The following is a 13,670-nucleotide window of genomic DNA, read 5'->3' on the forward strand; positions in this document are numbered from 1 at the left end:
TGGTTTAAGGCCCCTCTCAGAGGGGCACTAAATATAAATGTTAGCATTCATTTATGTGCGGACATGCGTTATTTTGTAAATCTTTAGGAATAATGAAAGGGAAGGAAATTCCAATAATAAAGATAGGCTGTATGCAGCAATGTGAGTACCGCAAATACAATTTTCCCGGCAGCCCGAGTTCTTTTTTCCCCTGTAATCAGCTTTGCGCCATTCACAATCAATACCCACACGGCAAGAAGTGCTGAAAGAAGCGGCAGCGTGCAAATTCCCCAGATAAACCAGGCGGAATAGCCATAGACCATCTGATTGTTAGCATAGACGACCTGTACCCCGAGAAAAATCGTATTTAGTAACGCGATGTATGCCAGATTGGATGAAATGTGATTATTCGTTTTACGGATAGCTCTAAGCACATACCTTATCATCCATATCAGCAGGGTTGTGATGAAAAATAAAGAGGATGCGGCGTAGCTGACAAGCAGCGTCCAGGTACGATGCATAAATGTCGTCTGCTTCATGGTCTCACTATCCGGGGCAATCATCATCCATGTACTGTTTTCCTGATACAGTAATATTTTAAGCTGTCCTCCTTTCTCCACAAACAGTCCATCACCTGCTGCTTGAAAAACTTTGTCTGATGCTTCATTTTGATCCGGAAATTTCCCTTTAACAATTAACGTATGATCATCTTGAATTCGAACGGTGTATTTAACACTTCCCAGCATCCGAAGCCATTTTCCCCACCCATGAATAGGATTCAAATTCAGCTGATATACACCCTCGATTTCTGGTAAAAGCTTTATTTCCTTGACAGAACGAACCGGTGACTGAGAAGCGGCCTGCGGCTCGGCGGGCAGTATTTGGGCGATCGCATTGATGACTTTTCCATGAAGCAGGATGTCCGTATCCGCTGAGTTGCTGATTACAAAAATACCGATCTTTTGGGAGGGAACCAGTACCATTTTGGAAATAAAACCATCAATCTTCCCGGTAGCCCACAGCATGTGCACTCCCGTCTCCAGTTGACCGCGGAAAAATCCGTAACCTATGCCATCAAGACGAGCATCAGCTGCAAATTGCTGTGCATGCATCGCTTTTACCGTTTGTGACTGGAGCACCGCTTTACCCTTATACTTGCCTTGATTCAAATGAGTGATCAGATAATGGGAAAATTCGTTGGGTGTGACGTTCAACGCTCCTGCTCCCGGCAGATTGATATACGAAAAAGGCTGTTTTAGATACGCTTCACGCTTCCACTGATAGGATTGGGCCAGTGCCGGATTATTTAGTGGCAATTTCAATGTCGCACTCGGCATATTCATCGGCCGGAACAGATGTGTGCTAAGGTAATCATTCAGTCCCTGACCGCTTACTTGCTCCACAATGTTACCGATCAGACCAAAGGCAACATTACTGTATTCATACCGAATTCCAGGTTTGCGGATAGGGGGTTGCTTTTGAAAATACGTGCTGAGATACTGCTCTGTAGGTAAAACACCTGCCCGAGTCAAGCTGTTGATGTCGTATATCGCTTCATCTAATCCCGCAGTATGTGTCAGAAGCTGATGTAGATTAAAAGGATGATTTTGGTATTGCGAAGCTTTATAGCTGTGGAGATAGCGGTTTACGTCTTCATTCAAATCAAGTTTGTTTTGCTCGACCAGTTGCATTGCGGCGCTTGCGCTAAATGATTTGGTTAGAGAGCCGACACGAACAATAGTCTTCGCTGGGTCGAATGCCACTTTCTGCTCCAGGTCTGCATATCCATAGCCTTTACTAAAAAGAATGTGGTCTTCCTGGGTCACAACGACCGCAGCGCCCGGAGTATGCAATTTTTCCAATTGTGTACTCATGATGTCGTCCACTGCTTTTTCCACTGAACTAGGTGTTATACTATCTGCTGCCCATGCCGAAGCAATGAGTAGATTCCAGAGATACAACGCTGCTAAAAATGCGGATAGGTAGTAAAAGCCTCTATTCTTCATATTCAAATACTCTCCTTACGTATGAGTTTGATTTAATAATTTGAACCGTGCGGTGATTGCATAGCGAGCAGATCTTTATACTCCGCATGGAAGCCATCAGCATGGCGCTATGAAATCATCGCACTTCCCATCGTGGGAGTGCACATGATAAAGCGAATCCTGATCGAATCGCGTAAGTGGAAGGCTTCTTACTTGTTCGATCAGGATTCATGGGTTACAGATTAAAATTGGTGATAACTTCTAATCATTCGTCAAGCGTAGATTTTCAAGAATTATGATGTGTTAAACCTTGTGCCATGCCTTTGTCCATGTTCCGGGTAATCTTTTGTATCGCGGCACGGATACCTTTTACATTTTCTTCGATAAATCCGGGTTCCAGCAGTTCATAATGATTCCCAATCAAGCTATGTTCTTCATAGCTTCCTTGTGTAGCGTCTTTCCATAAAAGTCGATTATCTCCTGTGCCCTTCACCGTTTCCGATCCAACGGCGACAAAACCATGAATATTCGCCTGAACCTTATCAGTGTTCACAAGCTGATTGCCATACACCGCATAAGCGATCATTTTACGCTGGTACGTTTCATTCAGCAGCTCGCGGTAAGATTCAGGAACCTGTTCCAGCATCGCATGAATTTCCTGCTCTGTTTCTTCGTCTGTGAAAGGCAGGGCTTCCGTTCTTTTGACTGAATCAAGCATAAAAATGTCGGATACAGCATGACCTTGACGCTCCAGTGTAGAGGCAACCTTATGCGCTAGATTCCCACCTATGGAATAACCAAGCAGTACATACGGACCTTGCGCTTGTGTGCTGACGATAAGATCAACATAACGTGCCAACATTGCCTGCTCATCCGCAGCATCATCTACGAACTCTAACCCGTACACGACTGCGTCTTGATCCAGTTGTTTCGCAAGCTCTGCAAACGACAGCCCGTATCCAAGCATCGGCGGAAAGCAGAAGATGGAGACCGGACCGTGTTCATTCAACCGAATGATTGGACTATCGGCCTTGTATTCCAGATCAGCTTTCAATAATGTGAGCGCCTGCTCTTCTATGGTCGGGAACTCCAGCACACTGCGTATAGGAAGCTCAATGTTTGTGGCAAGGTGAACTTTGCGTATAAGCTCCAGTACTTTCAAGGAATGTCCACCCAACGTGAAAAAGTCATCGTGGATACCCACTTGTGGAATATCAAGTACTTCCTGCCAAATGGCTGCCAGTAACTGCTCCACGTCGGTTCGCGGTGCAACATATTCTATACCCGTGCGCAGCGCTGTGTCCGGCGTAGGTAACGCTTTTCGGTCGATTTTGCCGTTGGCCGTCAGCGGAATACGCTCCATCTGTACGAATACGGATGGAATCATATAGCTTGGTAGACTGCCCAATAGCACAGCTCGAATCTCACGGACAGTCAGCTGCTCATCAGCCGTGAAGTAAGCACATAATTGCTGCTGACCTATTCCATCCTGCAAAGCAATAACAACGCTGTCCCGCACGAGCGGCACACTTGCCAACCGTGCCTCCACTTCGCCCAGTTCAATTCGATAACCGCGAATTTTCACCTGATGGTCAATCCGGCCCAGATATTCAATGTTGCCGTCCGGCATCCATCTTGCCAAATCGCCTGTACGGTACATCCGCTCATAGCCTGCTTTGCCTCCAGCAAACGGATCTTTCACAAACTTCTCGGCCGTCAGCTCTGGACGGTTCAGATAACCTCGGGCTACACCTACACCGCCGATGCACAGCTCACCCGCGACGCCAATCGGCTGCAATTGCTCTGTGCCTTCCTTCACGATGTACAGACGAATGTTCTGAATCGGTTTCCCGATCGGAATAACCGCATATTCCTCATCCGGCTCGCAATCGAAGTACGATACGTCCACCGTCGCTTCGGTTGGACCATACAGGTTGATCAGCTTCGCTCCGGCCAAGCTCGACACGAGCCGCTGGAACCGGGCCACATGCTGTGGCGGTAAGGCTTCACCACTGGCAAAAACATGGCGCAGCGTGCCTAGCTTCGCTTGCATCGCTTCTCGTGGTTGCTGCTCCACATACTCCAGGAACGCATGCAGCATGGCCGGTACAAAGTGCATCGTGCTCACGCCATCACGAGCAATCGTGTCCACAATCTCTTCCGGGTTCTTTTCCCCGCCGACCGACAGCAGACTCACCTTCGAGCCGACCATCGACCACCAGAACAGCTCCCACACCGACACGTCAAAGGTGAAGGCGGTCTTTTGCAGGATCGTATCTTCCGCACTTAAGCCGTAACGATCATGCATCCACAAAATCCGGTTCAGCACGGAATGGTGCTCCACCATTACGCCCTTCGGTTTTCCGGTGGAACCGGAGGTATAGATCACATAGGCGACATGGTGCGGTCCGGCCAGTGGCTCCAGATTCGAGCCATCTTCGTGATAGATGTCCTCGTGATCCAGCACAAGCACCTGGCCATCGAAGCTCAGCGATGCTTGCTCCGCTAAATGCGATTGCGTCAACACCAGATTCGCTCCGGAGTCCTCCAGCATAAAGCAGATGCGGTCGGCCGGAAATTCCGGATCAATTGGCACATAGGCTCCGCCGGCCTTGAGGATCGCATAGATGCCTACGATCATGTCTAGCGAGCGATATACCATAATACCTACCGACTGATCTGGTTTAACCCCCTTCGCGCGTAAAGTCCGTGCAAGGCGGTTGGCTCGCTCGTTCAGTTCACGGTAAGTTAAAGATTGTTGACCCCAAACGACGGCGATATGATCCGGCGTGCGTTCCACCTGCTCCTCAAACCGTTTTTGGATCGTCTGATTGTAGGAATATGCTAAGGCCGTGTCATTAAATTCTCCTATAATCTGTTGTTTTTCTGAGGCTGTAACCAATTCCAGCTCTTCAACGCAAACATTCGGGTTAAGCAAAATTTGCTCTAGCAGATGCACAAAATGTCCGTGCAGACGTTCAATATCTGCTTGATCAAAGCAGAGTTCGTTATACATAAAACGAATTTTTATGCCTTCTCCCGGCATAACGACGATGCTCAAATCATAGTTAGTCTGTTCTGTAGCCGTCACGTTGGAAACCGATAATAACTCCTGCCCGTCACTACCCATTTCTTCAATCTGCTCATCCACCGGATAATTTTCAAACACCATAATATGGTTAATTAAATTCTGTTTCTGGTCGGTCAGTGCCTGAATTTCAAACAACGGATACGTATCATACGCATGAGAAGCCAGCGCTTGCTCCTGCATTTTCTTCATAACTTCCGCAAAAGTTTCCCCTGCTTCACTACGGATGCGAACAGGAATGGTATTAATGAACAAGCCAATAATATCCTCGACCCCGATAATATCCGATGGACGACCTGAGACGACACTGCCAAATACAACATCACTATGGTTGTTGTACTTTTGCAGCAGAATCCCCCATGTGGTTTGCAATAATGTATTCATGGTCACCTGATACCGCTTGGCCGTCTCCTCCACCCGGAGAGCCAGCTCATGCTCCCAATCCGTCATCCAGTCACTGGCCATATAGCCTTCACTCTTGCGACCGGATTTTACAGCTGGCAGTGCTGTTTGCTGCTCATACCCGGACAAATAGCTTCTCCAGTAGTCGGTTGCTGCGTTGCGATCCTGTGCTTCCAGCCATTCAATAAAGCGGCTGTAGGGCACCGCCGGTGCCAACTCCGGTACTCTGCGCTCCCGAAGTGCTGCATAGCTCTCAAACACTTCTTTGTTTACAAGGGACAGACACCAACCGTCCATCACAATATGATGGAAGCTCCACACAAAATGATAACGATCTTCCCCAGTGCGCAAAATCGCTACACGCAGTAGGACATCCCGACGCAGATCAAAGCCTCGTGCTTTATCTTGCAACTTGAAATTGGTCAGCTGTGTATCCCTTGTATCGCTATCCAGCTCTCGTAAATCTTCGTAATAGAAGCCACAATCTTGGTTTCGATACACTACCTGCAAAGGCTCCGTATCCCGTCCAAAATAAAAGTGTGTACGCAGCGCCTCATGTCGCCGAACTAGAGTATTCAGGCTTTCTGCAAAAGCATGAATGTCCAGCTGACCTTGCATATCATAAGAAACCTGCTCAAAATACGCGTCATTGGCAGCTGCTTGACTATCGAGTTGGCTGTGAAACAGCATCCCTTTTTGCATTGGGGTCAGGGTATAGACATTGTCGATCTCACCCGTAGCACCCATCTCAGACAACAAGCTGTCCAACTCCTCAACACGCATTCCTTTATAGGAAATATCGCTTGGGGTTAGCTCTGGATGTTCTTTATGAATGCAATGCTTCAAAATTTCACGCAGGCTCGATTCCAATAAACTGGCCAATCGCTCGATCGTCTCTGGTCGATAGCTGGTACGACTATAGCTAATTGTCAGCCCCAGTTGGCCTCCTGAAATGATGCCGCCAAAATCCAGCGTATACGTCCGAGCCATAGTCGGGCTAAGTGGCATACCTCCACTATAAGGAGACGACTGCAGGTCATTTCCCTTCATATCCTGATCAAATTGTCCTAAATAGTTAAAGCTGATCTCAGGATCTACCTCACATAGGGCTGGAGATACTTCGGCTAAATATTTCAGTATCCCGTAACCTATTCCTTTTTGCGGAATACTGCGCAATCCTTCTTTCGCATGCTTGATTCGCTGCGAAAGAGCCGTTTCTTTTGGCATATCGAGTAAAACAGGATATTGGCTTGTAAACCACCCAATCGTCCGGGTAATGTCCACCTCTGGTAAAATGGCTTCACGACCATGTCCCTCTAGATTAATTAGGAATCGATCATGACCACTCCATGCTTGCAATGCCATTCCTACTGCCGTCAGCAACAGGTCATTAATTTCTGTACGGTAGGCACGATTGGCCTGCTTGAGCAATTGCTCTGTCTCTTCGTGTGTCCACAAAGCAGTAACCGACTCACTATCGCCAATCAATGGCTTGTCGTGCTCGTTATGTCCATAATCTTGCGGCAAAGGTGCCGGTTTCGCTAGTGCAATCCCCTCCCAATACGCCCGCTCACGTTCCATAGCTGGGCTGTTAGCATAGGCGTGCAGCTTCTCGGTCCATGTTTGAAACGAATCCGTCTTGTGCGGTAACTGAATCATCTGTTCGCCCTTGGCGGCTTGCTCATATGCTGTCGCCAAATCCTCGAATAGGATGCGCCAGGATACCCCATCCACTGTCAAATGGTGAATCACGACCAACAGATGATCACCATCCGGGCAACGGAATAGGCCGAGCCTCATCAATGGCCCTTCGCTCAAGGAAATACTGGATTGAATTTCATTGCATTTTGCCTCAATCATTTTCTCCAAATTCTCTTCAATTACTTCGCTATCCCTATAGTCAAAGCACTCCAAATGGTACGGTTCGCCTTCCCCTACACCTCGGTTCCATGCCGTATATCCGTTCTCCGACGAACGAAAAGTCATTCGCAAGGCGTCATGGTGCGCTGTAATCTGATGGAGTGCCAGCCGAAGTGCCCGTTCGTTATAGCCTTCCTGCCGATAGAGCATGACAGATTGGTTGAAATAATGTGGTTCATCCGTTGACTGTTCAAAGAACCAGCGCTGAATCGGTGTAAGCACAACATGTCCCGTAACCTCACCCTGCTCGGCTACTCGTTTAACTGGCTGAATATATGTGCTCAATCCTGCAATCGTTGGATATTTGAACAAATCCTTCATTTCCAGCTTGTATCCAGCCTGAAACAAGCGGGACGATACTTGGATAGCCTTGATGGAGTCACCACCCAAATGGAAAAAGTTATCTTGTGTGCCTACCTTCTGTATACCCAGAATGGCTCCCCAAGCCGCAGCCAAGGCCAGTTGGACATCTGTCTCAGGTGCCACATAATCCATACCTGTATCGACATTAGGCTCAGGTGCAGACAGTGCCCTACGGTCTACTTTGCCATTCAGTGTCAAAGGCAGTTTCGACAGCTGCACAAAGTAGGAAGGCACCATATAGCTCGGCAGATCCTGTGATAACACACTACGTAAGTCGCTAGCGCTCAATTCGCTGTCTGTTACAAAATATGCACACAGCTGTTTTTGCCCGCTATCGTCCTGCCGCACAGTAACAACAGATTCCTTCACACCTGCAATCGTGGACAAACGGGTTTCAACTTCACCCAGTTCGATGCGGTAGCCGCGAATTTTGACCTGCTCATCCATTCTTCCCTTGTACTCCAGTACGCCATCAGCACGCCAACGCACCAAATCCCCTGTACGATAGCAATATTCTTCAGGCCGGAATGGACTTTCAATAAACTTTTCTGCCGTAAGCTCAGGCCGGTTCAGATACCCGAGTGCCACGCCATCGCCACCGAGAAGGAGCTCGCCCCACGCCCCGACAGGCTGCAATTTTAACGAACGATTGACCACATAAATGGTGGAATGATCAATCGGACGTCCAATGGGAACACCTTGAGTTTGCGGTTCTGTAATTTCATAGGTGGTGGAAAAGGTCGTGTTCTCTGTCGGCCCATAAACATTACTCAACCGAAGCTGCGGGTACTCCTTCAGCACGCGGTTAACATGTGGTACGGACATCACATCCCCACCCACGAGCAATTCCTTTAGGGATGCAAACACTTCAATGTCTTGCTGTGAATGCTGATTGAATAAAGCCGTGGTCATGAACATGGTGTTAATACGATACTTGTTCATCACTTGTTTGAACTTGGCAGCATCCAAAATAGTGTCATGATTTACTACATATAATTGACCACCGTTCAGCAGCGTTCCCCAGATTTCAAACGTGGAGGCATCGAATACAACTGCGCCCATTTGCAGCATACGCGTATTTTCGTCAAGCGTGGCGTAGCTATTGCCTTTCACCAACCGTGCGACATTACGGTGATTGACCATAACGCCTTTCGGCTTGCCTGTCGTACCAGAGGTGTATATGACATGCGAAAGATCTAAGGCAGACCCCCCATTTGTAATGGAATCTGATTCATGAGTATGAGTGTATCCTTCAAATTCGCTGCTCCATAGTTGCGCATCACTCAAATCGATAACCGGAATACCTGGTTCAAAAGAAATCTGTTCCCGTCGCTGTGACAGTAACAGCTCGGCACCGGAATCCTCCAGTAAATAACGGATACGCTCTTCCGGATACTCGGGATCAATAGGAACGTAAGCCCCGCCTGCCTTCATAATAGCCAGCATGCCCACGACCATTTCAATGGAACGCTCAGCTACTATCCCTACTCGCTGTATCTGAGCCCCGGACCCACGCCGTATCCCATGGGAAGTAAGGACACATGCCAGACGATCGGAACGCTCATTCAGCTCGCGATAAGTGAGCTGTGTGTCCGCAAAGGTGATCGCTAGTCGATCTGGCGATTGTGCAACCTGTTCCTCGAACAGCACATGCAGTAATTGATCCCGTGGATACGGAAAGTCTGCTGCTGTAGTGCTGAATTGCTCCACCAGCTGCTCTTTTTCTTGGGCCGAAACCATTTCTATAGCCGCAAGAGCGATCTCCGGCTGTTCTATAACCACATTGATTAGCTGCTGTAAATGTACAGCCAGTCGTTCGATGGTTTCGCGTTTGTACAGCCGGGTTCCGTATTGAAAACCGCAGGCAATTTGTTCCCCATCCTCCTGCGCGAACAGACTTAGATCAAATTTGGCCGTTGTTTGTTCACTCGGATAGGGCGCTAATTGCAGCTCTGCCAGCTGCTGCTCTGTTTGCTCCAGGTTTTGTAAAGCAAACATGGTATCAAATAATGGATTGCGGCTTAAATCCCGATCCACGCCCAGCTTTTCTACCAGCTCTTCGAAAGGATAATCCTGATGTTCAAAAGCCTTTAACGCGTTATCCTTGACCTCCAGCACATAATCGCGGAATGTTTTCCCGCCTTCCGGATAATTGCGGATCGCCAGTGTATTGACGAACATCCCAATCAGACTGCTAAGATCAGCATGTGGCCGCCCCGCAATCGGCGAGCCGACAATAATATCCTCCTGCCCGCTGTATTGGCTAAGCAAAGTCGTATAGGCAGCCAACAGCACCATATATAAGGTCGATTCGGTCTGCATCGCAATGCCTTTTAATCCTTCGCTTTGCCGTTGATCGAGCGTAAATTCCAGTACATCTCCTTCAAAGCTTCTCACCGCCGGACGTGGATAATCCGTCGGGATATCCAGCACTGGCAGCTCTCCTGCGAAGGTATTGAGCCAGTAATTTTCCTGTTCCTGATAGCGTTCACTTTGCTGCTGTTCCTGCTGCCATGCAGCATAGTCCTTATACTGAATGCGCAGCGACGGCAGCGTGTCCCCCGCATATAAGTGGATGAAGTCCTGAATCAATACATTTATAGAGGTGCCGTCCGAAATGATGTGATGCATATCCAGCAGCAAAATATGATGCTCTGGCCCAGTTTCAATCAGACCCGCCCGGAACAGCGGAGCATGCGCAAGATCAAACGGCTGAACAAAGCCATGCACCAGCTCATCCGTTTCCTTTTGGTCAGCTCCGTGGGCATGAATCAACTCCACGCGAAAAGGAACCTCGTCATGTACTCGCTGGACAGGTTCACCGTTCATGCTCTCAAAGCTTGTGCGCAATGTTTCATGGCGATTAATAAGCTGACGGAACGCGTTATCCAGTGCCTTGTAATCAAGTGAACCGGTCAATGTCAAGGCGCCTGGTATGTTATAGCTAGTTCCCGCTCCATCAAGCTGATTGAGAATATACATCCGTTTTTGAGCCGAGGATACCGCATAAAATGGCTTATTTCCCGAAACAGGAATGGATTCATAGGTGGTTTGCTCCAGTGCTTCAATAACCTGCGCAAGCTGTTCGATGGTTGGGTGCTGGAACAGGTCCTTTAGCTGCACATTTTTATGCAATTCCTTATGGATGAGCGAGATGACATTTGTCGCCCGTAAGGAATGACCTCCTGCTTCAAAAAAGTTATCCTTAATCCCAATGCACTCAAGTTCCAGCACATCTTTCCAAATGCTGACCAGTTGTGCTTGTAACTGATTTTGAGGAGCTACATATTCTGCACCTGAGCTTATGCTTCCCTGCGGCTGAGGCAAAGCTCGACGATCCACCTTGCCATTAGGCGTCAATGGCAACTGCTCCAACTGCACAAAATACGACGGCACCATATAGCCCGGCAGTTCCCGGCTCAAAGCGCTGCGGAGCTCACTTAACTGTGCATTCGCATGAGTTACTACATAAGCGCAGAGCTGCTTTTGCCCCTGCTCATCCTCATGTGCAGTCACAACAGCTTCTCGCACCACCTCCAGCTTCAACAGCTGCGCTTCCACCTCGCCCAGCTCGATCCGGTAACCCCGGATTTTCACTTGCGCATCGATCCGTCCCTTGTATTCCAGCGCCCCATCTGCATTCCAACGTACCAGGTCCCCGGTGCGATAGCAGCGTTCGCCGTTACGGAACGGACTATCGATGAACTTTTCAGCCGTTAAGTCCGGACGGTTGCGGTATCCACGTGCCACCCCATCACCGCCCACTAGCAACTCACCCCATACCCCGACGGGCTGAAGCTGCATCGAACGGTCCACGACATATGCTGTCGAATTATGGATCGGTCTGCCAATTGGCACAGATTCCGATTGCACACCGTTGATCGCATGCACTGTGGAAAAGGTCGTATTTTCAGTTGGGCCATAGATATTACTGATTCGCAGGGACGGATGAGCCTTCAGCACCCGAGTCATATGTGGTACGGACATCACATCACCGCCGACCAGCAGTTCCCGTATCCCCTCGAACAGCGCCAGATCCTGCTGAGACAGCTGGTTAAAGAGCGGTGTGGTCAGAAACATCGTGGTAATGCCGTGGCTGCGTACAGCTTCCTTAAGCTTAAGCACGTCCAAAATGACATCCTGACTCACTAGCACAAGCTGTCCACCATTTAGCAACGCCCCCCAAATTTCAAAGGTGGACGCATCAAAGACAACAGACCCAGTCTGCAAAATGCGCGTGTCCGCATCCAAACGTGCATAGTTTGCATGTTTCACCAAACGAACGACATTGCGATGTTCCACCATTACCCCTTTGGGCTGGCCTGTTGTCCCTGAGGTGTACATAATATAGGCCAATCGATCAGCTGCGGTCGCCTTCGGTTGTTCTTCAGCTGCATAAACCTGCTGTATTGGTTTAGCTTGTTCTGATTGCGTAGCTTCTGTTGGGATAGTTGTAGTAGAAGCAAGTTCGGGACTAGCAGAAATAGAATAGAGTGGGTTTAGGCAGTCCACATATCCCATATTACCCGTATCTGTACTCATCCCGTTATCATACGACAAAACGGAATTGCAGCGATCAGCATCATCTGTTTCATAGATCGCATCATCACTCAGGTCAAGTACTATTCCCTTAAAATCTGTGGGCCGATGCTCCATTTTTTGTACAAGTAGTATCTTGGTCTCGGAATCCTCCAGCAAATAACGCACGCGCTCGTCCGGGTAATCAGAGTCAATCGGAACATACACCCCGCCTGCTTTAAGAATCGCGAGCATGCCTATGATCATCTCAATCGAACGCTCAGCTACAATGCCGACTGTCTGTTCGGTACGGATTCCCTGCTTACGTAAAAAATGAGCCAGTCGGTTGGCCTTTTCATTTAATTCTTCATAGGTTAGGCTATTGGGTCCAGACACTACTGCCACCTGCTGTGGTACCTGCTTCGCCTGTATCTCGAACAATTCATGAATGGAAGCATCACGTGGATAATCTACAGCTGTATCGTTGAAAGTATGAACCAGCTGCTCTACTTCTTGCTCTGACAGCACTTGTGCTGTGCAAATCTCCAACTCTGGCTGATGTAGAACAACGGTATACAGCCGTAATAGCTGCTCAACAAAGCGTTCAATCGTCACCTGGTCGTAACGGTCGCTACTGTATTTCACGTTTAGAGAAACTGCAGCATTTTCCCATTGAAATTGAAAATCCAGCTCAGATTGCACGTGATGTAGAAAATCAGAAATGTGAATATTTTGCAAGGAGGCCGTGGTGTGGATAAGAGGCTTGTCGTCCTTGTTACGTAGGATTTCAAGCCCCTCAGTATAGTTCCAAAAAGGAATATTTTGGTGTTCAATAGCTTCACTGACAGAGGTTTTGATTTGAGACAGCAAGGTTTTGAAGGTCGTGAATGAATCCAGCGTATTTTTCAATAAAAGCAGATGGTTGATCGGCTTGGTAGCACCGTTGCCAGACTTGGCTACAGGAATGCCCAGCAGCACACTTTCTTCACCTGTGTATTTATGCAATAAGCTCTCAACTCCAGCCAGCAGAACCATAAACACGGCCCATGGAGCTCCACCTGTTATAGATGATATTCTTTGGGAAATTTCTGATGGAAATGTCAGCGTGTACGTATGACAATTAGAATCCGTTGCAGCTGTATCCCTGGACACATGGTTGGTATATGGCAAGCAGATGATACGATCCTCGGATTCCAGCTTATGACTCCAGTAATTTTTCTCTTTCTCAAATAAGGCTTTCAATGACATCCCTCCTGCTTTATGGGGTCTGTACCCCGGTTGGAATGGTGCGTTGTTACGTAGATGAGCGTTGTATCGGAAAAAGAATACTTTGCAGGCAAGGGCAGTCGGACGAAGCCGCTGCCCTTTGCACATGCAAAGTGAAATCATTGCCTTTTAGAAACCTGAAAACTGAT

Annotated in this window: 2 protein-coding genes; both read right to left on the reverse strand. The window is 48.2% G+C overall.

Features of this window, described 5'->3' with window-relative positions; translation table 11 throughout:
• Positions 1-83: 83 nt before the first annotated feature.
• Positions 84-1,985 carry a serine hydrolase domain-containing protein gene (locus tag ACXHJ2_RS11660; protein WP_165083674.1) on the reverse strand — a complete coding sequence of 634 codons (1,902 nt, stop codon included), beginning with the start codon at positions 1,983-1,985 and terminating at the stop codon, positions 84-86.
• A 265-nt stretch (positions 1,986-2,250) separates the two neighbouring features.
• Entirely contained in the window at positions 2,251-13,497 is an 11,247-nt protein-coding gene (locus ACXHJ2_RS11665) for a non-ribosomal peptide synthetase (protein WP_165083676.1), read from the reverse strand.
• Between the last annotated feature and the right edge of the window lie 173 nt (positions 13,498-13,670).

It is taken from the genome of Paenibacillus sp. ALE3 (assembly GCF_054113405.1).